At 61.6% G+C, this 23,483-nt stretch carries 19 protein-coding genes; 11 read left to right on the forward strand and 8 right to left on the reverse strand.

What is annotated here, in order from left to right; genetic code table 11:
* The first annotated feature begins 39 nt into the window (after positions 1-39).
* The 3 genes from F475_RS24655 to F475_RS24665 are packed head-to-tail and all read left to right on the forward strand — an operon-like array spanning position 40 to position 3,710.
* Positions 40-975, forward strand: a complete 936-nt coding sequence (locus F475_RS24655) for a transporter (protein ID WP_111454920.1) — start codon at positions 40-42, stop codon at positions 973-975.
* A 10-nt stretch (positions 976-985) separates the two neighbouring features.
* Entirely contained in the window at positions 986-2,233 is a 1,248-nt protein-coding gene (locus F475_RS24660; RefSeq protein ID WP_111454921.1) for an MFS transporter, read from the forward strand.
* 16 nt (positions 2,234-2,249) lie between these two features.
* The gene (locus tag F475_RS24665; protein WP_111454922.1) at positions 2,250-3,710 is read left to right on the forward strand and encodes an amidase; all 1,461 of its coding nucleotides are present in this window, start codon (positions 2,250-2,252) and stop codon (positions 3,708-3,710) included.
* Positions 3,711-3,915: 205 nt separating this feature from the next.
* Here the strand turns inward: F475_RS24665 and mhpT are convergent, their stop codons facing one another.
* Positions 3,916-5,142: a 3-(3-hydroxy-phenyl)propionate transporter MhpT gene (gene mhpT, locus F475_RS24670; protein WP_111454923.1), complete on the reverse strand. Its 1,227-nt coding sequence runs from the start codon at positions 5,140-5,142 to the stop codon at positions 3,916-3,918.
* Positions 5,143-5,474: 332 nt separating this feature from the next.
* On the opposite strand from mhpT, the gene F475_RS24675 reads away from it, so the two are divergent.
* A complete protein-coding gene (locus F475_RS24675; RefSeq protein ID WP_019649001.1) occupies positions 5,475-6,785 on the forward strand; it encodes an OprD family porin in 1,311 nt (436 codons plus the stop codon).
* Positions 6,786-6,791: 6 nt separating this feature from the next.
* Here the strand turns inward: F475_RS24675 and F475_RS24680 are convergent, their stop codons facing one another.
* Positions 6,792-7,280 carry a MarR family winged helix-turn-helix transcriptional regulator gene (locus F475_RS24680; protein WP_018927890.1) on the reverse strand — a complete coding sequence of 163 codons (489 nt, stop codon included), beginning with the start codon at positions 7,278-7,280 and terminating at the stop codon, positions 6,792-6,794.
* 212 nt (positions 7,281-7,492) lie between these two features.
* On the opposite strand from F475_RS24680, the gene F475_RS24685 reads away from it, so the two are divergent.
* The 5 genes from F475_RS24685 (at position 7,493) to F475_RS24705 (ending at position 13,955) form a co-directional block, all read left to right on the forward strand.
* Complete coding sequence (locus tag F475_RS24685; RefSeq protein WP_007895816.1) at positions 7,493-8,323, forward strand: p-hydroxycinnamoyl CoA hydratase/lyase; 831 nt, start codon at positions 7,493-7,495, stop codon at positions 8,321-8,323.
* Between the two features lie 127 nt (positions 8,324-8,450).
* A complete protein-coding gene (locus F475_RS24690; RefSeq protein ID WP_111454924.1) occupies positions 8,451-9,899 on the forward strand; it encodes an aldehyde dehydrogenase in 1,449 nt (482 codons plus the stop codon).
* A gap of 143 nt (positions 9,900-10,042) precedes the next feature.
* On the forward strand, positions 10,043-11,926 hold the full coding sequence (locus F475_RS24695) for a feruloyl-CoA synthase (RefSeq protein WP_111454963.1): 1,884 nt from the start codon (positions 10,043-10,045) through the stop codon (positions 11,924-11,926).
* Positions 11,923-13,164, forward strand: a complete 1,242-nt coding sequence (locus F475_RS24700; protein ID WP_111454925.1) for a thiolase family protein — start codon at positions 11,923-11,925, stop codon at positions 13,162-13,164. The genes F475_RS24695 and F475_RS24700 overlap by 4 nt, the downstream gene beginning before the upstream one ends.
* A gap of 77 nt (positions 13,165-13,241) precedes the next feature.
* The gene (locus tag F475_RS24705; protein ID WP_019578625.1) at positions 13,242-13,955 is read left to right on the forward strand and encodes a GntR family transcriptional regulator; all 714 of its coding nucleotides are present in this window, start codon (positions 13,242-13,244) and stop codon (positions 13,953-13,955) included.
* Between the two features lie 10 nt (positions 13,956-13,965).
* On the opposite strand, the gene F475_RS24710 is transcribed toward F475_RS24705, so the two are convergent.
* From F475_RS24710 to F475_RS24720, 3 genes are all read right to left on the reverse strand, one after another.
* Complete coding sequence (locus F475_RS24710; RefSeq protein ID WP_111454926.1) at positions 13,966-14,916, reverse strand: PDR/VanB family oxidoreductase; 951 nt, start codon at positions 14,914-14,916, stop codon at positions 13,966-13,968.
* Positions 14,913-15,959 (reverse strand): aromatic ring-hydroxylating dioxygenase subunit alpha, encoded by a 1,047-nt coding sequence (locus F475_RS24715; protein ID WP_086945698.1) that lies wholly within the window; start codon positions 15,957-15,959, stop codon positions 14,913-14,915. Before F475_RS24715 ends, F475_RS24710 begins: the two co-directional genes overlap by 4 nt.
* A gap of 128 nt (positions 15,960-16,087) precedes the next feature.
* Complete coding sequence (locus F475_RS24720) at positions 16,088-17,575, reverse strand: aldehyde dehydrogenase family protein (protein WP_111454927.1); 1,488 nt, start codon at positions 17,573-17,575, stop codon at positions 16,088-16,090.
* Between the two features lie 273 nt (positions 17,576-17,848).
* On the opposite strand from F475_RS24720, the gene F475_RS24725 reads away from it, so the two are divergent.
* Both F475_RS24725 and F475_RS24730 read left to right on the forward strand, forming a co-directional pair.
* Complete coding sequence (locus tag F475_RS24725; RefSeq protein ID WP_018927898.1) at positions 17,849-19,018, forward strand: p-hydroxyphenylacetate 3-hydroxylase oxygenase component; 1,170 nt, start codon at positions 17,849-17,851, stop codon at positions 19,016-19,018.
* Positions 19,019-19,086: 68 nt separating this feature from the next.
* The gene (locus F475_RS24730; RefSeq protein ID WP_018927899.1) at positions 19,087-20,043 is read left to right on the forward strand and encodes a p-hydroxyphenylacetate 3-hydroxylase reductase component; all 957 of its coding nucleotides are present in this window, start codon (positions 19,087-19,089) and stop codon (positions 20,041-20,043) included.
* 109 nt (positions 20,044-20,152) lie between these two features.
* Here the strand turns inward: F475_RS24730 and F475_RS24735 are convergent, their stop codons facing one another.
* From F475_RS24735 to F475_RS24745, 3 genes are read right to left on the reverse strand one after another with little or no spacing between them, the layout of a single operon-like run.
* On the reverse strand, positions 20,153-21,259 hold the full coding sequence (locus F475_RS24735; protein WP_018927900.1) for a class II histone deacetylase: 1,107 nt from the start codon (positions 21,257-21,259) through the stop codon (positions 20,153-20,155).
* A gap of 35 nt (positions 21,260-21,294) precedes the next feature.
* Positions 21,295-22,458, reverse strand: a complete 1,164-nt coding sequence (locus F475_RS24740) for an MFS transporter (RefSeq protein WP_111454928.1) — start codon at positions 22,456-22,458, stop codon at positions 21,295-21,297.
* A 22-nt stretch (positions 22,459-22,480) separates the two neighbouring features.
* Complete coding sequence (locus tag F475_RS24745; protein WP_177431130.1) at positions 22,481-23,362, reverse strand: transporter; 882 nt, start codon at positions 23,360-23,362, stop codon at positions 22,481-22,483.
* Between the last annotated feature and the right edge of the window lie 121 nt (positions 23,363-23,483).

The raw sequence follows: 23,483 nt of genomic DNA on the forward strand, positions 1-23,483 counted from the left end.
CTAGGATGGCCCACACCATTTGGTTGGGAGGGGCATTCGATGAATCACAAGAACAACAACTCAGGCATCAGCCGCGTCACTGTGTTTACCCTGGGGCTGTTCGGCCTGTGCGCCGGCGCACAGGCCACTGAAAACGGAGCGCCGACCACCGCGGTAGGCGTCTATGACTTCGGCGCCGGGATGATGCCGCCGGCCACGCCATTCGGCACCCTGGGCCTGCGCACGGCCTACTATTCGGCCAACGTGCAGAAGGACCGCCACGGTCGTTCTCTGGACAACAATCTCTCCCTGGACGTGCTGTCCATCGGCCTGGCCTATATGCGCATGACGGACTACAGCGTCCTCGGTGCCCAATACGGTTTCGGCACGGTGGTGCCTTTCTTCAAGATGGATGCTTCCCTGGAGGTGCCGACGCCGGGCGGTCCGTTGAAGCTTGAGGCCGATCCGTTCCGCCTGGCAGACGTGCAGTTTCTGCCGCTGATCCTGCAGTGGAACCTGTCGCCCAACCTGTTCGTCAACACCCAGTTTCAGATCCAGACCTCCACCGGCGACTACGACAAGAACCGGCTGATTTCCCCCGGGCTCAATCACTGGACTTTTTCCCCCATCGTCAATGCCACTTACATCAGTGACACCGGCTTCGAGGTGTCATCGAGCTTCGAGGTGGACATCAACACGCGCAACCCTGCCACTGACTACAAGAACGGCGTGGAGTACCGGCATGAGTTCGCCGTGGGCCAGCACTTCGGCCCCTGGACCGCCGGTATCGGCGGGTACTACTACCGTCAGTTCACCGATGACGACGCCCCGGGCCTGACGAGTGGCAATCGCGCCAGGGTGCTGGCTGTGGGACCAGCGGTGAGCTACGTCAAACCGGGCCTGCCGCCGGTCTGGCTGCACCTCTACAAAGAGCAAGGCGCGAGCAACCGCGCCGAAGGCTACACCGTCGCCTTGCGCGTTTCCCAAAGTTTCTGAGGACCGGACCATGACTTCTGTGCATTGCGCTTCAACCCTGGCGACGCCTGTCGTGCGTCAGGCCACGGGACGCCGCGAAGGGCTGGTGCTGGTGCTGGGCAGCAGCCTGACCATCATGGGCTCGGTGATGATCGCGCCGATCCTGCCCAAACTCGGTGCCGAGTTCGGGCCGCTCACTTCCCGGGCCGACCTGCTGGTGCCACTGGCGGTCACCGGACCGGCGCTGGCGATTGCGGTGTGCGCGCCTCTGGCTGGTTGGCTCGCCGATCGAGTCGGGCGCAAGGCGTTGCTGGTGATCGCCACCTTGCTCTATGCCTTGCTCGGCGCGTTGCCGGCGGTGCTGGGAGATCTGCAGTCCATCGTCGCCGTGCGCCTGCTGTTCGGGGTGGCCGAGGCGGCGGTGATGACCTGTTGCGCGACCCTGATCGGCGACTATTGGCAGGGCGAGGAACGCTTGCGCTACATCAATCGTCAGGTGGTCACCATCGGTTTGGTCGGTGCGTTGTTCTTCGTCGTTGGTGGCGCTTTGGGCGAGCACTCCTGGCGCTTGCCGTTCCTCCTCTATTTGCTGCCGCTGCTGCTGGTGCCGGCCATGGTGAAGGTGCTCTGGGAGCCGGTTCGTACGCAGCCGTCCGTTGAGGTTCAGGGACCGGAGCGGGTGGCGATTCTGCCGCTGGTGTTGGGTTATCTGCTGATCCTCGCGGGCATGGTGCTGAGCTTTGTGGTGCCGGTACAGACGCCCATTTTGCTGGTGGGTCTCGGGGTCACATCCAGCACCCTGATTGGCCTGTCCGCCGGCTTGAGCTTGCTGGCCACCCTGGGCGGTTCCCTGGCCTGGCCGCTGCTGCGTCGACGCTTGGGGATCGCCGGCACCAATGCGGTGTTGCTGCTGTTGCTGGCGCTCGGGTTGTGGTTGCTGATGCGCGGGCAAAGCTACAACCAAGTGGTGTTGGCTGTGGTGATCCATGGCCTGGGCGCGGGATTGCTGGTGCCCAATGTCATGGCGCCGATGATGGAGGCCTTGAGTGCTAGAACCCGTGGTCGGGGATTGGGAGGCTTCACCGCGTGCCTGTATTTCGGTCAGTTCGTCAGCCCCTTGGTGGTGGCGATGCTCGGCGCATTTGCCGGCGACCTGCGTCACGCCATCGAATGGCTGGCCTTTGCCAGTCTTGCTGCCGCGTTGCTTTGGGCGATCGCCGGGTTATCGCGCCGCCGCTCGAACTCTTCCGTGCCATCCACCCATTCGTCATTGAAATAGATCCGGAGTATCAAACATGCAAGACATCCATCAGTTGTTGGACAAGGAAGACGCCACCGGCCTGGCCGCTTGGGTCAGGCGTGGTGAAGTGCAGCCCGTGGAGCTGGTCGACGCAGTGATCGAGCGACTGGAGCGGGTTGAACCGCAACTCAACGCAGTGGCCGAGCGGCTGTACGACAAGGCCCGCGAGGCAGCGCTCGAACCTCAGGTTCGGGACGGACTGTTTGCCGGTGTGCCGACCTTGATCAAGGACCTGTTCGCGCCGGTGCAGGGTGCCGCAATGACCAATGGTTCGCTGGCGCTGGGCGGGGCCCGCGCCGATTTCGAATCCGAGGTGGTGATCCGCCTGCGCCGCGCCGGTTGCCTGATCGTCGGCACCAGCACGGCACCAGAGTTCGGCACATCCTATTCCACCGAGTCGACACGTTTTGGCGCCACCCGCAATCCGTGGAACACCGAGCACAGCGCCGGCGGCTCCAGCGGCGGGGCGGCGGCCCTGGTGGCGGCGCGGGTAGTGCCGTTTGCCCATGGCAATGACGGCGGCGGTTCGCTGCGGGTGCCGGCGTCCTGCTGCGGAGTCTTCGGCCTCAAACCCAGCCGTGGTTTGCTGCCCTCCGGGCCAATGATAGGCGAGGGCTGGGCGGGCATGGGCACCAACCACTGCATCACCTTATCGGTACGTGACAGCGCGGCTTTGCTCGACGCCACGGCGGGAATCGATTTGGGTGCGCCCTATGCTGCGCCGCTGTCGGTGCAACCGTATGTGACTGCTGTACAACAGACTCCGCAGCCATTACGTATCGCCCTGGTGGAGCAGATCGGGTCTTGGCCGATTTCCACACAAAGCCTGGAGGCGGTGCGTCAGGCTGCGAGCCTGTGTGAGTCGCTGGGGCATCGGGTAGAACCCGCCCGGTTACCGGTGGTGCTGCCTGAGTTTCTTGACCAGGTGTTCACTATCATCGGTGCCAGCACGCGAAACTACGTCGACCTGTTGGGCCAATTGCGTGGTGCGCCTGTACAGCCCGAGGAGCTGGAAGCCCGTACGCGGATCATTCTGCGCGACAAGGGCGGGGTCAGTGGCGCGCAATACGCGGCAGCGGTGGAGTGGATTCATGCCCTGGGCCGGCAACTGGCGCTGTTCATGCAGGATTACGACCTGATCCTCAGCCCGACCCTGACCCGTGAACCGGTACCGATCGGCGAGCTGGACCTGCGGGACGACCGCTTGAGTCTCGATGAATTGATCGAGCGCTTCCACAGTTACTCGCCGTTTACCGCGTTGTTCAATGCCAGTGGGCAACCGGCAATGTCGGTACCGCTTCACTGGAGCCCGCAAGGCTTGCCCATGGGCGCGCACTTCGCAGGCCGCTTCGGCGAAGAGGCGACCTTGCTGAGCCTGGCCGCGCAACTGGAGCAGGCTCAACCCTGGCGGCAGCGCGTACCGCCGGTGAATGCGTGCCTGCGCACCACGCCGTAACACGATTGGTAGCAGCTGCCGAGCCTGCGAGGCTGTGTTCGGCTGCGCAGCAGTCGTGAATCCGGCTGATGCGGTCTGCCAGACGTACCGCAAGTTCTGGTTTGACGACTGCTTCGCAGCCGAACGCAGCCTCGCAAGCTCGACAGCTGCTACGGCCGAACGCGGTCACGCAGGCTCGGCAGCTGCTACAAGGAGTGCACCCCGGTCAGGTTTTATCCGCAATCGGGTTCGCCGTACGCAACGGCGGCTCGGCCGAGCGGGCAATCACGCTGATGATCGCCAGTGCTGCAATCAGCAGCCCGGGCGAGGTCGCCAGCAAAACTCCGGTGGTGCCGGCCCCGGCCGCCAGAATCTGCCCGGCGGCCAAGGGCCCGGCTACTGATCCGAGGCGACCGATCGCCACCGCAGCGCCGACGCCGGTGGCGCGCACCGAGGTCGGGTACGACGGCGGTGCCAGGGCGTAAAGCACCAGCTGCGCGGCCATCACAAACAACCCGGCAGAAAAACCGGCGATGGCCATGGGGACGATGCCCACCGACAGGCCGACTCCAGCCAGCGCCGCCAGCAACCCGGCGTAGACAAACAGCACCACTTTGATGCCGTTGCAGCGATCCAGCAGCAGTCCGCCGAGCAGGGAACCGAGGGCGCCGCCGATGTTGAACAGCATCTGCACCAGGCCTGCCTGGGGTTTGCTGAAACCCTGTTCCAGCAACAGCGATGGCAGCCAGTTGAGCAGCATGTACATCACTGTCAGGGTGAAGAAGTAGCTCAGCCACAACGCCAGGGTGACGCGGGTCCGGTCTTCGCCGAACAGCGCCTGGCCGGTTGACGCGCGCGCCACGTTGACGCTGTCTTGTTGCTGGCGAAAGACGCTGGACTCAGGCAGCAGCAGGACCATCAACGGCACCACCAGCAAGGGCACGAGACCACCGATGATGAAGGTCATCTGCCAATGCTCGGCAAACAACATGGCGACCACCGCCGCCAGCGCGCCGCCCAACGGCACGCCGGCATACATGATGCTGATCGCGGTGCCGCGACGTTGCTCACCCACGGCTTCGGCACACAGCGCGATCAGGTTGGGCAGGGCGGCACCCAGACCCAGGCCCGTCATGAAGCGCGCCAGCAGCAGGCCGGAAAAACTGCTGACATAGGCCGTGTTGAGGGAGAACACGCCGAACAGCAGCACGGCGCCGATGAGGATTTTCTTGCGGCCGATGCGATCGGCGATCCAGCCGCCGAAGAAGGCGCCCGGCAGTAAACCGATAATGCCGGCGCTGAATACCCAGCCCATCATTTTCGGGTCCAGGGCAAAGGTCTGGCGCAGGCCCGCGGCGGCAGTGCCGGCGGCTTGCAGGTCGAAGCCTTCGATCAGTGCAACGATAAAACACAGGGCGATGGTCAGCGTCGTGCGACGTGATGGGGTGTCCATGGCGAACCTCATTATTGTTTTTGTTGGGGTTTACGGGGGAGCGCGAGCCTGATTGCTGTAGGCGATAGCAGGCTGAAATTAAGATTAACAAAGATAACTAAAAAATGAATGTCCAAGATTTTTTTCTGAAAAATGCCATTAATTTCATTTAAATCAATGTGATGACATAGGGTGGAAGATATATTTAAAAAATAGATAATAATATTAATGTTCGATTATCGGTCATTGCGGATTGACTCCACTCTCAGGCGTTTCCATTCTCTGACCGGAGATCCTTGGGGCAACCCGACGATCCCGTTCAAAAAAACAACAACAATAAGTGGACATCGAACATGCCAAATCTCCCTCGGGACGCCCTCGTGGCGATCTCAACCTTACCTGTTCGCGCACGTCATCTGGCCCTGTTGGGTTTGAGTGTGATTGCCACTCCGGCGCTGGCCGAAGGCTTTATCGATGACAGTCACGGCACCTTGACCCTGCGCAATTACTACCTGGATCGGGACTACAAGGATGACGGGGCGAAGACCGCGGCCCGGGAATGGGCCCAGGGTTTCATCATGAATATGGAGTCGGGCTTTACCCCGGGGACTGTTGGTTTTGGCCTGGACGCTCGCGGCCTGATGGGCGTCAAGCTGGACTCGTCGCCCGACCGCAGTGGCACCGAGTTGTTGCCGGTGTCTGCCAGTGACAAGCGTGCGGCGGACGAGTATTCGCGCCTGGCCATGACCGCCAAGATGCGTTTTGCTCAGACCACGGTGAAGACCGGCGATGTGTCGATCTTCCTGCCGTTCGCTTTCGCCAGTCCGTCTCGGCTGCTGCCGCAGACGTTTCGCGGCACCACCCTCAGTTCAAAGGACATCGACGGGCTGACCTTCAACACTGGTTACATCGATCGCATCAACAAGCGCGACTCCACCAACTACCAGCCGATGAGCATCGCCTCTCCGAACCGGCGTTTCAACGGCGCGGCCACCTCATCGCACATGGCCTATGTCGGTGGCGATTACCAGGTGAACAAGGATCTGAGCCTGCGTGCCTATCACGCCGAAGTGGCGGATCTGTATCAGCAGAACACCCTGGCCTTGCTGCACACGCTGCAGGTGGGCGAGGGCACGTTGACCACTGACTTGCGCAGTTTTTTCAGCGACGAGGACGGCAGCGCCAAGGCCGGCAAGGTGGACAACCGCAACCTCTCGGCGCTGTTCGGCTACCGCTTTGGCGGCCATCGCCTGAGCCTGGGTTATATGCACTCCAGTGGTGACACCGCGACGCCTTACGTGTCGGGCACCGAGTTGATGGGCATGAGTGAGCTGACCATGAGCTCGGACTTTCTCAATGCCAAGGAGCGAACCTGGCAGGCGATCTACGACTATGACTTCGCCGCCGCCGGGGTGCCCGGCCTGAAGAGCCGGCTGCGTTATGTGCGCGGTGACCATATCGAACTGGCGGCGCTGAATGCCGACGACCGCAAGGAGCGGGAGTTCCAGATGGAGCTGGGGTATGTGATCCAGAGTGGGCCGCTGAAGAACGTCGGGCTGATGGCGCGCAAGTCGATCTATCGCAATGACTTCCCCACTGGCGCGGCGTTTCGCGATGAAAACCAGACCCGCTTTCTGGTGCTCTACACCGTGCCGATCTGGTAAGTCGTTTCAGGCCTGATAGACCTTCTTCAGCAGCCTGAGCAGTTCTTCGCGTTCCTGACTGTCGAGGGCGGACGTGGCATCCATGTCGCTCTCGGCAGCGATCAGTTTCAGCTCCTTGAGCAGGGTTTCGCCGGTCTTGCTGAGAAAAATCCCGTAGGAGCGTTTGTCCGGTTTGCAGCGCACTCGCACCGCCAGCGCCCGGCTTTCCAGTTTGTTCAGCAGCGGCACCACTTGCGGTGGCTCGATGGCCAGTGCCTTGGCCAGGTCGGCCTGCATCAGCCCGGGGTTCTGGTCGATGATCGCCAGGGCCGAGAACTGCGCCGGGCGCAAGTCGTGGGCCGAGAGCCGGCCAATCAGGTTCTGGAACAGTTTCAGTTGTGCCCGGCGCATGGCGTAACCGATCAGGTCGTCGAGGGCTGCGTCCAGCGACGCCTGGGTTTCGGGGCTGTCGGCAGGCGCCTCGGGGGCGGCGGCAATCTTGGAAGACTTGGCCATTGCAGGGTGAATCCTCGGGCTGGCGGTTAAGAAGGCTATCTAGTTTGCCGAGATTGGCCGGGGATAGCCACGACCTCTTTCAGATTTCTAGGCGCTGCGCCCGTTTCAGGCACGAAAACAACTCGGTTAATTTTATTAATAGTTAATTGACATAACTATATTTGCGGTTTAGTTTTTACCCATCGTCAAGCCAAGAACAAGAGAGCATCGCCATGAGCAATTACGAAGGTCGCTGGACAACGGTCAAAGTGGAAATCGAGGAAGGCATCGCTTGGGTCATCCTCAACCGTCCGGAAAAACGCAACGCCATGAGCCCGACCCTGAACCGCGAGATGATCGACGTTCTGGAAACCCTGGAGCAGGATCCGGACGCCGGTGTCTTGGTGCTGACGGGGGCGGGCGAAGCCTGGACTGCAGGCATGGACCTCAAGGAATACTTCCGCGAAGTGGACGCCGGCCCGGAAATCCTTCAGGAAAAAATCCGCCGCGAAGCCTCTCAATGGCAATGGAAACTGCTGCGCATGTACGCCAAGCCGACCATCGCCATGGTCAACGGCTGGTGCTTCGGTGGCGGTTTCAGCCCGCTGGTGGCCTGCGATTTGGCGATCTGCGCCGATGAAGCCACTTTCGGCCTGTCGGAAATCAACTGGGGCATTCCGCCGGGCAACCTGGTGAGCAAGGCCATGGCCGACACCGTGGGCCATCGCCAGTCGCTGTACTACATCATGACCGGCAAGACCTTCGGCGGGCAGAAAGCCGCCGAGATGGGCCTGGTCAACGAGAGCGTGCCGCTGGCGCAACTGCGTGAGGTGACGATCGAACTGGCGCGTAACCTGCTGGAGAAAAACCCGGTGGTGCTGCGCGCAGCCAAGCATGGCTTCAAGCGTTGCCGCGAACTGACCTGGGAGCAGAACGAAGATTACCTGTACGCCAAGCTCGATCAGTCGCGCCTGCTGGACACCGAAGGTGGCCGCGAGCAGGGCATGAAGCAGTTCCTCGACGACAAGAGCATCAAGCCCGGTTTGCAGGCTTACAAACGCTGAAGCCTGGCGTTGCATCAGGCGAGCTGGCCGGGCGATCGAGCGTCCGCCAGCTGTTCGCCCCGGCGCCCAGGCGCTACTGTGAACCCCTCGACTGTATTCCCGATAAAGACAATAAAGAGGAATCACCATGCTGGACGTGCCCCTGCTGATCGGCGGCCAGTCGTGCCCCGCCCGAGACGGTCGAACCTTCGAACGGTGTAATCCGGTGACCGGCGAAATCGTGTCGCGGGTTGCCGCCGCCACCCTGGAAGATGCCGACGCCGCGGTGGCTGCGGCCAAAGCGGCATTCCCCACCTGGGCGGCCCTGGCCCCCAATGAACGACGCACCCGGTTGCTGCGCGCCGCCGAGCAGTTGCAGGCCCGCAGCGCGGAATTCATCGCCGCCGCCGGTGAGACCGGCGCCATGGCCAACTGGTACGGTTTCAATGTGCATCTGGCGTCGAACATGCTGCGTGAAGCGGCATCGATGACCACCCAGATCACCGGCGAAGTCATTCCTTCGGATGTGCCCGGCAGCTTCGCCATGGCCCTGCGTCAACCGTGTGGCGTGGTGCTCGGCATCGCGCCGTGGAACGCCCCAGTCATCCTCGCCACCCGCGCCATCGCCATGCCGCTGGCCTGCGGCAATACTGTGGTGCTCAAAGCGTCGGAGTTGAGCCCGGCGGTACACCGGCTGATTGGCCAAGTGTTGCAAGACGCCGGCCTCGGTGACGGCGTGGTCAACGTCATCAGCAACGCGCCCCAGGATGCCGCGGCGATTGTCGAACGGTTGATCGCCAACCCGGCGGTGCGTCGGGTCAACTTCACCGGCTCGACCCATGTCGGGTGCATCGTTGGTGAGCTGTCGGCGCGTCATCTCAAGCCGGCGTTGCTGGAACTGGGTGGCAAGGCGCCGTTCCTGGTGCTGGAAGATGCCGACCTGGATGCGGCGGTGGAGGCAGCGGCCTTCGGTGCCTTTTTCAATCAGGGGCAGATCTGCATGTCCACCGAGCGCCTGATCGTCGATGCCAAGGTGGCCGATGCCTTTGTCACCAAACTGGCGGCGAAGATCGCCACCTTGCCCGCCGGCAACCCCAATGCGGAAGGTTCGGTGCTTGGTTCCCTGGTGGACAGCAACGCCGGCGAACGGATCAAACTGATGATCGACGATGCTCTCGACAAGGGCGCAACCCTGGTCGCAGGTGGCCGGTTGGAGGGCAGTATTCTGCAGCCGACTTTGCTCGATAGCGTCACCGATGCCATGCGCCTGTACCGCGAAGAATCCTTTGGCCCGGTGGCGGTGGTGCTGCGCGGTGAGGGCGATGAAGAGCTGCTGCGTCTGGCCAATGATTCCGAGTTCGGCTTGTCGGCGGCGATCTTCAGTCGTGACACCGGCCGTGCTCTGGCCTTGGCCCAGCGGGTCGAGTCGGGCATCTGCCACATCAACGGCCCGACCGTGCACGACGAGGCACAGATGCCTTTCGGCGGGGTCAAGTCGAGCGGCTATGGCAGTTTTGGCGGCAAGGCGTCCATCGAGCACTTCACCCAATTGCGCTGGGTGACCTTGCAGAACGGCCCGCGGCACTACCCGATCTGAGCAGCTGTCGCCGCGTCGGGCGACGTACGCTTGAGAGCGCTCGTCGCCCGCGTGCAGGCCAGAAATAACAATAACAAGGCTGCCATGCCCCAGTTGACTGCTTCGCAGCGGACCGGTGGCGTGCCTTGATGGAGAACAAGCACGTGAGTTCCGAATTCAGATCGCCACCCCAGACCGAAGCCAGTGCACCGCGCTATCGCCAGGTATCCATTGGCTGTCCTGCGGTCGAGGTCAGCGAAGAGCAGGGCATATTGCATATGCGCTCCCTGGAACCCTTGGCCGAGTTGCCCGTACGCTTGCTCGATCGCCTGGTGCATTGGGCCCGGGTGCGCCCGCAACAGACCTTTGTCGCCGCTCGCCAGGACGGCGGCGACTGGCGCCGGGTGAGTTACGCCGAGATGCTGACCAGCGTCCGCGCCGTTGCCCAGAGCCTGCTGAGTTACGGCCTGTCGGCCGAGCGACCACTGGCGATCCTCTCGGGCAACGACATCGAGCATTTGCAGATTGCCCTGGGCGCTATGTATGCCGGCATTCCCTATAGCCCGATTTCCCCGGCCTATTCGTTGTTGTCCCAGGATTTCGCCAAGCTGCGGCATGTCTGCGATCTGCTGCAACCGGGGCTGGTGTTCGTCAGCGACGCCGCGACCTATCAGCGGGCGATCGACGCGGTGCTGCCGGCCGAAACGCCGCTGATTACCGTGCATGGTCAAGTACCGGGCCGCCGTCAGGCGAGTTTTGCCAGCCTGCTGGAACAACCCGGCGGTGCCGAGGCCGATTGCGCCTTCACGGCTACCGGGCCAGACAGCATCGCCAAATTCCTGTTTACCTCAGGCTCCACCAAACTGCCCAAGGCGGTGGTCACCACCCAGCGCATGCTCTGCGCCAACCAGCAGATGCTGTTGCAAACCTTCCCGGTGTTCGGTGAAGAACCTCCGGTGCTGGTGGACTGGCTGCCGTGGAATCACACCTTCGGTGGCAGCCACAACGTCGGCATCGTGCTGTACAACGGCGGCACTTTTTACCTGGACGACGGCAAGCCGACCGTTCAGGGTTTTGCTGAAACACTGCGCAACCTCAAGGAAATATCGCCCACCGCCTACCTGACCGTGCCCAAGGGCTGGGAAGAGCTGGTCAACGCTCTGGAGCAGGATGGCGAGTTGCGCGAGCGTTTCTTCTCGCGCATGAAGCTGTTCTTTTTCGCTGCCGCCGGTTTGTCGCAACGGGTTTGGGATCGCTTGGACCGGGTCGCTGAACAGCATTGTGGCGAACGCATTCGCATGATGGCCGGGCTTGGCATGACCGAGGCGTCGCCGTCCTGCACGTTCACCACCGGGCCATTGTCCATGGCCGGCTACATCGGCCTGCCGGCACCCGGTTGCGAAGTGCGGTTGGTGCCGGTGGACGGCAAGCTGGAAGGGCGTTTTCGCGGACCGCACATCATGCCCGGTTACTGGCGCGCGCCGCAGCAGACCGCCGAGGTGTTCGACGAACAGGGTTTCTACTGTTCTGGCGATGCGTTAAAGCTGGCTGACCCCCGTGATCCGCAACTTGGGCTGATGTTCGACGGGCGCATCGCCGAGGACTTCAAACTCAGCTCCGGCGTGTTTGTCAGCGTCGGTCCGCTGCGCAATCGCGCGGTGCTCGAAGGTTCGCCCTATGTTCAGGACCTGGTGGTGGCCGCGCCGGACCGCGAGTGCCTGGGTGCGCTGGTCTTTCCCCGGTTGTATGAATGCCGACGTCTGGCGGGTTTGAGTGCCCACGCCAGCGATGCCGAGGTTCTGGCCAGCGCGTCGGTGCGTCAGTGGTTCAGCGATTGGCTGCAGCGGCTCAACCGCGACGCCACCGGTAATGCCAGCCGCCTGGAATGGATCGCGCTGCTCGACGAACCTGCTTCCATCGACCGTGGTGAAATCACCGACAAGGGCTCGATCAATCAGCGTGCGGTGTTGCAGTGGCGTGCCGACAAGGTCGAGGCGCTGTATCGCGGTGAAGATCCTTCCGTCCTGCGTGCCGGACCTCTGCTGTGAACGGTGCGGGGCAGTATTCGAGCTTTAGCGATGTGGCGATTTTCGAAGCCCTGCGCACGCCTTGGGTCGACCTTGGCGGGGACTTGGCTCAGGTCTCGCCGATCGATCTGGGGATCAAGGTCGGGCGCGAGGTATTGGCCCGCGCCGCTCTCGATCCCTCCTCGGTGGACAGCGTGCTCGCCGGCTCCGTGGCTCAGGCCAGTTTCGATGCTTACCTGCTGCCTCGACATATCGGCCTCTACAGTGGCGTGCCGCAAGAGACTCCGGCGCTGGGGGTGCAGCGCATCTGCGCCACCGGTTTCGAACTCTTGCGGCAGGCCGCCAGGCAGCTGGATGACGGCGTGCAGCTGGCCCTGTGTGTGGCAGCCGAATCGATGTCACGCAACCCGATTGCCGCTTACACCCACCGCAGCGGTTTCCGGCTCGGCGCCGAGGTGGCGTTCAAGGACTTTCTCTGGGAAGCCCTCTTCGACCCGGCCCCAGGCGTAGACATGATCACCACCGCCGACAACCTGGCCCGGCGGCATGGCCTGAGCCGCGACGAAGTGGATCGATACGCTCTGTGCAGTCATCAACTGGCATTGCAGGCGCAAGCCGACGGCTGGTTCGAGCCGGAACTGGTAGCGATTGGTAATGAGCGTTTTGAGTTGGCCGGCTATCAGCCACGCAATATTCAGTTGCCACGGGGCGTGGACCGCGTAACGCACGATAGCCACCCGCGACCTACCGACCTGAGCGCTTTGGGCCGGTTGCAGTCGGTGCATGCCGGCGGTGTGCAAACGGCCGGCAACAGTTGCGCGGTGGTCGATGGTGCGGCGGCCGCGCTGGTGGGGCGAGCCTCTGCGGCTCGGCGTCCGGTGTTGGCCCATTTGCTGGCCAGTGCCGTGGTGGGGGTGGCACCGGAGTTCATGGGCATCGGCCCGGCACCGGCGATCCAGTTGCTGCTGCAACGCAGCGGCCTGGCCATTGACGACATCGGCTTGTTGGAAATCAACGAAGCCCAGGCGGCACAAGTGCTGGCCGTGGCGCAGGTGCTTGAACTGGACGGCGACCGCCTCAACCGGCGGGGCGGCTCCATCGCCCTGGGGCATCCCTTGGCCGCCAGCGGATTGCGTCTGGTGCTGACCCTGGCCAGGCAACTGCGCGAGGGCAATCTGCGTTATGGCATTGCCGCCGCGTGTGTTGGCGGCGGGCAGGGTATGGCGCTGCTGATCGAGAATCCTGCCTATCAAGGCTGAACACCGCGACCTCTGCCCAAACCTGGCGTCTCTCTCTTGCGTTACTATGCAGGCCCACCTTTCTGGAAGTTGCCTGGATGAGTAAGCCCGGTCAAACGGTGTTGGTCGCATTGCGCAAGATGATCGCCTCGGGCGAACTGGCGGCGGGCGAGCGGTTGATGGAAATCCCCACGGCGCAGCTGTTCGGTGTTTCGCGGATGCCGGTGCGCATGGCGTTCCGCACGCTGGAGCAGGAAGGCTTGCTGGTGCGTTTTGGCGGGCGCGGGTTTCAGGTGCGTTCGGTCAGCCCCGATGACATTGCCGGTGCGGTCGAAGTACGGGGCGTACTCGAAGGCCTGGCGGCGCGTCAGACCGCCGAGCGCGGGCTCTCAGACGAAGCCCGGGCGACCCTCGAACAGTGCCTGATGCAGGGTGATCAGCTGTTCGATAAAGGGTACGTGACCATAGAAGACCTGGAGGTCTATCACGACCTCAACATGCGTTTTCATGAGGTGATCGTCGAAGGCAGCCATAACCCGGCGATCGCCGACGCCCTGGCGCGCAACGATCATTTGCCCTTCGCTTCGGTGACTGCCCTGGCCGTGGACCGCAACGACATGGTCCGGGAGTACCGACGTTTCAACTATGCCCACATGCAACACCATTCGGTGTTCGATGCCTTGGTTAACCGCCAGGGTGCGCGTGCCGAAGCGATCATGCGCGAACACGCCAACGCCACGTTGCGCTACGCCGAGGTCTTCGGCTCAGCGACGGCCGAGGAGCGGATGAAGGTCATTCTCCGCTCGGAATAAGCGCGGTTTATCAGATATCCAGCACCAGCAGCGGCGTTTTCGAGCGCGAGCAGCAAGGGGTGAACTGGTCGTTGCAGGCCTGTTCATCCTCGGTGAGGAACAGGTCGCGATGCTCCGGCACCCCCTCCAGAACCCGAGTCAGGCAAGTACCACAAATGCCTTGTTCACAGGAAATGGCGATTTCGATGCCGTGGTCTTGCAGTACTTGCACCACGCTCTTGTCGGCCGGCACCTCGAAGACCTGACCGCTACTGGCGAGCTTGATCGAGAAACTGCCATCGGCGCCAGTGTCGACGGGCGCGGCGGCGAAGTACTCGCGGTGCAGGCATTGCTCCTGCCAGCCCTGCTTCCTGGCCGTGTCCAACACGTGCTGCATGAAGCCGCCGGGGCCACACACATATAAATGAACGTCGTTCAGCGGCGTGGCCAGAACCTTGGCCGCGTCCAGCACGGTGTCGGGTTCCTGATCGAAATGCAGGAACACCCGGTCGGCAAAAGGCGAGCGTTGCAGGCGTTCGACAAAGGCTGCACGGTCCCGTGATCGGGCACAGTAATGCAGCTCGAAATCCGCGCCACTGTGTGCCAGGCGTTCGGCCATGCACAGGATCGGCGTGATCCCGATACCGCCAGCGAACAGCAGGCTGCGCCTGGCCTCATGGACCAACGGGAACAGGTTGCGCGGTTCACTGATCGGCAGGCGGGTGCCGGGGTGGATCTGCTCGTGCATGGCCAGTGAACCACCGCGGGAGGTGGGGTCCTTGAGCACGCCGATCAGGTAGCGATGGCGTTCTTCGGGGTGGTTGCACAGGGAGTATTGCCGGATCAAGCCGCCGGGCAGGTGCACATCGATATGCGCACCGGCGCTGAAGGCCGGCAGCGGTCGGTCATCGACACTGGCCAGCTCATAGCTGCAGATGTCCTGGGCTTCGTTGTTGCGCGATACCACCAGCACTTCGATCATGCCATTGACTCCTGCGGGGCTTGCTCCCTGGCGATCAGGCGCTCCAGAACGCGACGCGACTGCACGCCGCCAGCGTCGATATTGAGCTTGAGCAAGTTGCGCGCGGGATGGCTGAGCAGGTTCTGTTGCTGGCGCTCGAGCATCTCCAGGTCCTCGCTGAAAATCTTGCCCTGGCCCTCGCGGATGCTCGCGGTCAAGGCTTCATCCTGCGGATTGAAATTGCGCGCCATGCCCCAGAAGTACCAGATCGAGGTCTCGGTTTCCGGCGTGATGAAATCGACGACGATGCTCGACGCCTTGAACTGCTGGGGAGCGTGATAACCGCCATGGCCGGCATGGGCCACGCCGACTTCGATCAGCACATGGCTGGGCGGGGTGAAGCGGCAGATCTGCCAGCGGTCCACCGGCACATCGTCGGCCAGGTTGTTGCCACGCAGGGCCATGCGCCAGAAGGGCGGGGCCATGATGTTTTCCATGTGGCGGGCGGTGACCACCTCGTCGCCGTCGACCGTGGTCACCGGCGGCGCTTCGTCGATTTCCTTTTGGCCAATGCTGGACGCGTGAACGTAGGTTTCATGAGTCAGGTCCATCAGGTTGTCGATCATCAGGCGGTAGTCGCACTGGATGTGGAACAGGCCGCCGCCATAGGCCCACTCGTCACTGACCGCCCATTCCAGATGATGGATCAGCGCCGGGTCGGCCAACGCCTGATCGCCGGGCCAGACCCAAATAAAGCCGTAGCGCTCGACCACGGCAAAGGTCTTGTTGCACGGGAAGCCGCGAACCCGCTGCCCGGGCATTTCCACAGTCTTGCCGTCGCACCCCATCACCAGGCCGTGATAGCCGCACACCAGATTGCCGTTTTCCACATAACCCAAGGACAGCGGCGCGCCGCGATGAGGGCAGAAGTCCTCGACAGCCGCCACCTTACCCTCGTGGCCGCGGTAAAAAACCATCTTTTCACCGCAGATCTGACGGCCCAATGGCTTGCCAGCGATTTCATCGGGCGTGCAGGCGACGTACCAGGTGTTCTTGGGGTACATGGAGATTCTCCAAGGTTGTTTGTTGTTATTTAGTGGATCCATTAATGGTGATTTATTGAGGTTTTGTCAAACTGATTCTGTTTATTAACGATTTAGTGGATCCACTGGTGACTTTGGAATCCTCCGAATCAATAGCGGATCATCACGGATTTCAGCTCCGTGTAGTCGTCGATAAACGCGCCGCCGAATTCACGGCCGATGCCTGAAGACTTGATGCCGCCGAACGGTACTGCCGGGTCGAGGAGGGTGTGCATGTTCACCCAGACGGTGCCGGCTTCGATGCTCGGGATCATGCGCATGGCTTTGGACAAATCGTTGGTCCACAGGCTCGCGCTCAGGCCATACGGTGTGTTGTTCATCAGTTCGAGCAGCTCGTCTTCGGTGTCGTAGGGGAAGAAAGTGGCGACCGGGCCGAAGGTTTCTTCGTTGAGCAGGGTGTCGTTGACGGTGTTGGCGAGGATCACCGTCGGTTCGACATAACAGCCGGGGCGGTCGATCAGGTTGCCACCGCAGATGATGGTGTTGTTTTCGTCACGGGCCTTGTCGAAAAACGCGCCGAGCTTGAGTTGATGCTGGCGGTTGGTCACCGGGCCGAACTCGGTGCGCTCGTCCAGGGGCGAGCCGATGTTCAGCGTGCTCAAACGTTGGGCCAGTTTGTCCATGATCGGCTCGATCTGTGAGCGATGGGCGAAGAACCGTTCGGCAGCGGCGCAGATTTGCCCGGAATGCAGGAAGCCGGCTTCGATGATGCCATTGACCGCTTTATCCAGATCCACGTCGCGCAGGAACCCCGCCGAGTTTTTGCCGCCCAGTTCCAGGGTGGCGCGGGTCAGGCCGGCACCCATGGCGCTCTGACCGACGGCAATGCCGGTCGGTACGGAACCGGTGAACGAAACCTTGTCGGTGCCGGGGTGCTCGATCAGCCCTTTGCCAACCAGCCCGCCCCCTGTCAGTACGTTCAGCGCGCCGGCCGGGAGACCGGCTTCAATGGCCAGTTCGGCGATCCGCAGGATGGTCAGCGGGGTGAACTCACTGGGTTTGATGATGATGCTGCAACCGGTCACCAGCGCCGAGGCGAGTTTCCAGATGGCGATCATGGTGGAGAAGTTCCACGGCACGATGCCGACCACCACCCCGACGGGTTGGCGCAAGGTGTAGGCGGTATAGCGTTCGCCGGCGAAGGAGGGCAATGACGGGGTGATGGTCTGGCCGCTGATCTTGGTCGCCCAGCCAGCGTAGTAACGCAGAAAGTGAGCGGCCTGATCGACTTCGAAAGCCCTGGAAATCTGGATGATCTTGCCCGATTGGCAGGTTTCGATCTGTGCCAGTTCTTCGCGGTGGCGCTCCAGCAAGTCCGCCAGTTTCAGCAGCACATTGCCCCGCGTCGCCGGTGTGGCCTGGGACCATTGTTTGAAGCCACGTTTGGCCGATTCCACCGCCGCGTCGATATCGGCTGGATCGGCATTGGCGACCTGGGCAATGACCTTGCCAGTGGCAGGATTGATCACTTCCAGTGTCTGGCTGGAACGGCTCTGGACGTAGCCGCCGTCGATAAACAATGCATGGCTTCGACGGAGGAAGGCTTCAACTTGAGGCAGCAGCGCAATATCGCTCATGGGGGTTTTCCTGATCGCGAACAAGAGAAAAACCCGAGGTTAATCCGTGGGGGCATGCGTGGCTTGACTGTGCCTGCCGTGCTACATGCCCGTGGGTGCCAGAACGGCTTCAAGTGTGGGCAGTATGATTGGGCCATTGCCTTTGAAAAGTACAATCTTGGCTCTGGAAGGTGCATTTTCTATCGCGATGGCGGGTTCCATACTGGCCCTGTATCCAGCGCCGTGCCTCGATTTGGGCACCGGGCGGACATCCAATAATAAGCAGGGCCGTCCATGAAAAAGCCAAACCCGCTCCTCGAAGACCTCAAGTCCATTCTGCCAACCATCGCTGCCAATGCCTTTGAGGCCGAGCGGAACCGCAAGGTCCCCGACGAGAACATTGCGCTGCTCAAAAGCATCGGCATGCACCGTGCCTTTCAGCCGAAGCAGTTCGGCGGCATGGAAATATCGCTACCGCAATTCGCCGACTGCATTGCCTTGCTTGCAGGCTCTTGTGCCAGCACGGCTTGGGCCATGAGTCTGCTGTGTACTCACAGTCATCAACTGGCCATGTTCCCGGCCAAATTGCAGCAGGAAGTCTGGGGCACTGACCCGGATGCCACCGCCAGCAGCAGCATCGCGCCTTTCGGCCGTACCGAAGAGACCGAAGGTGGCGTGCTGTTCAGCGGTGAAATGGGCTGGAGCAGTGGCTGCGATCACGCCGAGTGGGCGATTGTCGGTTTCCGTCGCAAGAATGCCGAGGGGACCCAGGATTACTGTTTCGCGGTGCTGCCGCGCAGCGACTATCAGATCCGTGACGATTGGTTCGCCGCGGGCATGAAAGGCAGCGGCACCAAGACCTTGATCATCGACAATGTGCTGGTACCGGAGCACCGCATCCAGAAAGCCAAGGACATGATGGAGGGCAAGTCCGCCGGTTTCGGTCTGTACCCGGACAGTAAGATCTTCTACTCGCCGTACCGTCCTTACTTTGCCAGCGGTTTCTCCACCGTGAGCCTGGGTGTCGCCGAGCGGATGCTCGAGGTGTTCCGTGAAAAAACCAAAACCCGCGTGCGTGCCTACACCGGTGCGGCGGTCGGTGCCGCGACCCCGGCATTGATGCGCCTGGCCGAGTCGACCCATCAGGTTGCAGCGGCCCGGGCCTTTCTCGAAAAAACCTGGCAGGAGCATGCCGAGCACAGCGAACGACATGAATACCCAAGCCGCGAAACCCTGGCGTTCTGGCGCACCAACCAGGCTTACGCCACCAAGATGTGCATTCAGGCAGTGGACCGGTTGTTCGAGGCCGCCGGCGGCAATGCCTGGTTCGAGCATAACGAGATGCAACGCCTGTTCCGCGACTCGCACATGACCGGGGCCCATGCCTACACCGACTACGACGTCTGCGCGCAGATCCTCGGCCGCGAGCTGATGGGACTGGAGCCCGACCCGAGCATGATCTGAGCCAGATCGTCACCGCGTCCCCATAACAACAATCAGGACTGCTCCTGAAAGCAGTCCGGGAGTCTTGCATGTCTGATAACAGCGTTTGTGCAGCTACTGAAACGACCTTCGACCCACGGGCCTTTCGCCGGGCGCTGGGCAATTTCGCCACCGGGGTGACGGTGGTGACTGCCGCCAGCGCATCCGGGCGCAAAGTCGGGGTGACCGCCAACAGCTTCAACTCGGTATCCCTCGATCCGCCGCTGGTGCTGTGGAGCATCGACAAGCGTTCCAACAGCCACGAGGTGTTCGAGCAGGCCAGCCATTTCGCGGTCAACGTGTTGGCGGCGGACCAGATTGACCTTTCCAATAATTTCGCCCGGCCCAAGGAAGATCGTTTCGCCGAGATCGAGTTCGAACCGGGCGAGGGTGGGGCACCGGTGTTCGCCGATTGCTCGGCGCGTTTTCACTGCGAGAAGTACCAGCAGGTGGATGGCGGTGATCACTGGATCATGATCGGCAAGGTGGTGGCGTTCGATGATTTCGGTCGCTCGCCGTTGCTCTATCACCAGGGCGCCTACTCCATGGTCTTGCCTCATACCCGCATGACTAAACGCGATGAAAGCCAGCCACCGAGCAGCCATTTTCAGGGGCGCCTCAGCCACAATCTGTATTACCTGATGACCCAGGCGGTGCGGGCCTACCAGTCCAGCTACCAGCCACGGCAACTGTCCACCGGCCTGCGCACCAGCGAGGCACGCATGCTGATGGTGCTGGAAAGTGACGCAAGGCTGAACCCCAACGATCTGTTGCGTGAGGTGGCGATGCCTGTTCGGGAAATCGATGAGGCCGTCGCCAACCTCAAACGCAAGGGGTTGGTGAACGACGATGACAACGGTGTACGTCTGACGGCTGCCGGTATCGAGCAGACCGAAGACCTTTGGGCGATCGCTCAGGCGCAACAAGAGAAAGTCTTTGCCGAATTCAGCGAGACGCAGATAGAAACGTTCAAAACCGTGTTGAAACGACTGATCAGCAACTGCTGACCGTTTGATCTTGGGGTAGAAAAATCCGATGCCGGTAATGGCATCGGATTTTTTTTTTGCGTCACGCTCGGGCCGTTGAACTGCGCTGCAACATTGTCAGCGCCAAGGCTCAGCGTGCTACGGCCAACTCATCGATCAAGTGCCGTTGAAATGCCGCAAACGCTTCCTTCGGTTGCTGCAGCTGCACAAACTCCAACATGGGGTCGGTGACTTCAGTCCTGATGCCAGCCAATTCCTCAATGGTCGCTAACCCGCAAAACGGCACATACGCTTCGGAGTACCCGCCTTCATGCACCAGAACGAGACGGCCTTGACACAACCGTTCGGCGGCTTCGCGCACGCAGCGAGTCATCTGCCGGTACGAGTCGCTGTGTAACAGCATCCGGGCGAGGGGATCGACGGCGTTGGCGTCGTAACCGCAGGCAACGATGATCAACTCGGGCTCGAAGCGCTCCAGCGCCGGAATCACGATACGCTCCATCGCATAGAGATAAGCCTCATGACCGCAGCCTGGGGGCAACGGAATATTGATATTCGCTCCCAATCCCGCGCCGCGGCCGCGATCGGCTTCACCGCTGTAACCGGCGGGGAAACAGCTGTCTTGATGCAGCGAAATGGTCAGCACATCACCGCGTTCCTCAAAGATTGATTGAGTACCGTTGCCGTGGTGCACATCCCAGTCGATCACCGCGACTTTGCCCAGGCCACGGTGTGCTTTTGCGGCTTCAATGGCGATGGCGATATTGGCCAGGAAGCAGAAACCCATGGCGCTGTCGGCCAGGCAGTGGTGACCCGGTGGGCGTGACAGAGAGTAGGCATTGTCGACCTCGCCGGACAGTACGGCATCGACCGCTGCCATGGCCAGTCCGGCGGACAGCCTGGCTATTTCATAACTGCCGGGCCCAATGGGAGCGTTCGGCCCCAATTCGCCGCCGCCGGCATCACTCATGGCCTTGAAGCGTTGCAGGTAGTCAGGCGTATGAACCCGTAGCAGATCCTCATCCGCTGCCGCATTGGCGCTTCGTACCTGTAAGTGTCGGGTCAGGCCGGAAACGTCCAGCAGGCTCTTCAGACGGCGCTTGGTTTCCGGCGATTCGGCGTGGCCGGCAGCGGCAGGCGGTTGCACCCAACCTCCCACCGGCAAGGTCAAGGCGTGCAGTCCGGCGCTGTGCCAGAGGCTGAGTTCGTCGAAGAAAAACGCACTTTTTCGGCTCATCGTTCTTTCCATTTTCTTTAGGGTAAAAGGACCACTCACGCGCTAGGGCGGCAGCTCAGAATCAACACCAGGGACAGCAAAGTGATGCAGGCCGCTCCGATAAGCAGCGATTGGAAACCGCCGCTGGCTTCGATCAGCCGGCCAGCCACTGTCGGGCCGATGGCGAGGCCACCACCGATCACAAGGTTGGAGGCATTCATCAGTTTTCCGGAACGGTCGAGGTCGGCCAGGCAGGCCAGAATCAACGGCAGAATGAAGGTCCAGGTGAACTTGAAAAGCAGCGCAGCCAAAGCAAAGCGCAGCATTTCAGGTTGGCCCAGCAACAGCAGCACCGAGCCTGCCATCAGCCCGTAACCCAGCAGCAACAACAGCAGGCGTGGCAGACGATTGCCGATCAGCGAGGCACAACCCGCACCGACAATGCCTGTCACCGTAGCAACGGCAAGAATCTCGCCGCTGGACTCGGCAGAGAGGCCGGCGTGGGTGCTGATGGAACCGATAAAGGTCCAGACGCCGCTCAGGCTGATGTAAAAACTCAGGATGGCAAGAATGCCCAGTGCCGCCTTCCACTTCGAGGCGAGGGCTACTCGCTCGGCGGTTTTCTCAGTCGGCGGGCTGCCTTGGGGAAAGTAACGGGCCATTGGCAAAAAGACCGTCATCAGCCCTGCAAGGATCAAGTAGCAGGCTGACAGCCCGTAGTGTTCGAACAGGCGTGGCAGGATGCTCAAGCCAATCGCCCCGACCACCAGTTGCCCCATCACCCATAAGCCATAGACGCGATCGGGGTTGGACGTCGAGGCGGCACTGGACAGACAGATGATCATCAGTGAACCGCCGGCCAGGGCGCTGCAAAAGCGCAATGCCAGGAGTAGCGAATAATCGTGGGCAAGCATCGAGAGCAGGTTGGCTGCAATGAACAGTATCCCGGCCAGCAATGCGGCGCGGCGCCAGTCGATACGTTTGAGCCACCAGAGAGCGGGCAGGGTGGCCAGGCTCATGGCACCGAGTTCGGTGGAGAACAGATTGCCTATCTGTGACGGGCTCAGCTGCCATTGAGTTGCCAGTTGCGCCGCCACAGCCGGTGCGGTCATGAGGATGGTCGGGGTGATGGCGGCGAACAACACAATGGCTGCCAGCAATGCCAGTTGGGATGATGCGAGCGAGCGTTGATTGGTCAGCGGTTTGGTCTGGGTGTTCATGTTCAAGCTCCGATGAATGAATTCAGAACACACGGACCAGACGCAGCAATGCGTCGGTACCGTGATAGCCGTTGTCGGTGGCGACGTTCTGCGAGAGGCTGAACATCAACTGATTCTGTTTATCGAGCCAGTGACCGACTTCGAAACCCACCTGGGTGTAGCGCTTGTGGGTGTCATCGATGCGTTGTTCATTGATCCGCAACTCGCCGCCATCGGCGTGGATCAGTCGCAACGCGCCATAGGTGCTCGACGTGAAGTCATAAGAGGCAAAAGCTTGCAAGCGATACAGAGGGTCCTGTTTGAGGTCATTGCTGAAGTAGTCGTCGTTCTTGCCATAGAGCTGGGCTTCGAGGTTGGCTTCCAGCACCCATTTTTCACCGATGCCCTGGGTGTAGTTGTAAACGAAGGTTGCCCCCCAGCGATTGGCACCGGGTGACACATCGGGATTTGTGCTGTGGTACTCGCCCACCGGCAGGGTAATCAGGGTCAGCAACCCGCTGTAGGTGCGCGAGGTGGGGTCGTTGATGAAGAACAGGGTGCCGCCGACCTGAGGATCACCGAAACCGCTTTCTCCGGTGTGCTGACTGGCACCTGGCAGGCGGGCGCTGATGTCGGCGAAGGGCACGATGAATTGTGGGGTGCAGAGGGTGCCGCAGATGTCGGTGAAAAAGACCTGGCGATAAGCTACGGCGTTGACCTTCAGGTCGGCCTTGCCCGTGCTGTCGGCGGGGCCGTGGAAATCATTGGCGCGGCTTGCCGGCAAATACAGCACGCCCAGGGTGGTGCCCGAAGGGGCACCGAAAAAGTCCCGGGCGTTGAGGTCGGCGGCGCCAGCATGCAGGCTCGACAGACCACTGATAAGAGCCAGTGCAGTGTTGCGAGTGAAGGTACTGGTCATGGGCATTGCGTCTCTTCTTTGAGTTGTTGTGCGGCGAACGGATCGCCCCTACGTGGCATAGGGAAAAAAGGGCAAAAGTGTCCCGTGGCTGTCAAAAAGGCAGCTAAAAAGTCAGCGCGAGTCAGCG

The organism is Pseudomonas sp. URMO17WK12:I6, from assembly GCF_003253625.1.
Classification (GTDB): domain Bacteria; phylum Pseudomonadota; class Gammaproteobacteria; order Pseudomonadales; family Pseudomonadaceae; genus Aquipseudomonas.

Bases quoted from the DNA above. Each gene is read 5' to 3' on its own strand.
- F475_RS24705 (WP_019578625.1), top strand. From the start codon at position 13,242: ATGAGTAAGCCCGGTCAAACGGTGTTGGTCGCATTGCGCAAGATGATC.
- F475_RS24675 (WP_019649001.1), top strand. From the start codon at position 5,475: ATGCCAAATCTCCCTCGGGACGCCCTCGTGGCGATCTCAACCTTACCT.
- F475_RS24665 (WP_111454922.1), top strand. From the start codon at position 2,250: ATGCAAGACATCCATCAGTTGTTGGACAAGGAAGACGCCACCGGCCTG.
- mhpT (WP_111454923.1), bottom strand. From the start codon at position 5,142: ATGGACACCCCATCACGTCGCACGACGCTGACCATCGCCCTGTGTTTT.
- F475_RS24680 (WP_018927890.1), bottom strand. From the start codon at position 7,280: ATGGCCAAGTCTTCCAAGATTGCCGCCGCCCCCGAGGCGCCTGCCGAC.
- F475_RS24655 (WP_111454920.1), top strand. From the start codon at position 40: ATGAATCACAAGAACAACAACTCAGGCATCAGCCGCGTCACTGTGTTT.
- F475_RS24745 (WP_177431130.1), bottom strand. From the start codon at position 23,362: ATGCCCATGACCAGTACCTTCACTCGCAACACTGCACTGGCTCTTATC.
- F475_RS24715 (WP_086945698.1), bottom strand. From the start codon at position 15,959: ATGTACCCCAAGAACACCTGGTACGTCGCCTGCACGCCCGATGAAATC.
- F475_RS24690 (WP_111454924.1), top strand. From the start codon at position 8,451: ATGCTGGACGTGCCCCTGCTGATCGGCGGCCAGTCGTGCCCCGCCCGA.
- F475_RS24685 (WP_007895816.1), top strand. From the start codon at position 7,493: ATGAGCAATTACGAAGGTCGCTGGACAACGGTCAAAGTGGAAATCGAG.
- F475_RS24730 (WP_018927899.1), top strand. From the start codon at position 19,087: ATGTCTGATAACAGCGTTTGTGCAGCTACTGAAACGACCTTCGACCCA.
- F475_RS24725 (WP_018927898.1), top strand. From the start codon at position 17,849: ATGAAAAAGCCAAACCCGCTCCTCGAAGACCTCAAGTCCATTCTGCCA.
- F475_RS24660 (WP_111454921.1), top strand. From the start codon at position 986: ATGACTTCTGTGCATTGCGCTTCAACCCTGGCGACGCCTGTCGTGCGT.
- F475_RS24720 (WP_111454927.1), bottom strand. From the start codon at position 17,575: ATGAGCGATATTGCGCTGCTGCCTCAAGTTGAAGCCTTCCTCCGTCGA.
- F475_RS24740 (WP_111454928.1), bottom strand. From the start codon at position 22,458: ATGAACACCCAGACCAAACCGCTGACCAATCAACGCTCGCTCGCATCA.
- F475_RS24710 (WP_111454926.1), bottom strand. From the start codon at position 14,916: ATGATCGAAGTGCTGGTGGTATCGCGCAACAACGAAGCCCAGGACATC.
- F475_RS24735 (WP_018927900.1), bottom strand. From the start codon at position 21,259: ATGAGCCGAAAAAGTGCGTTTTTCTTCGACGAACTCAGCCTCTGGCAC.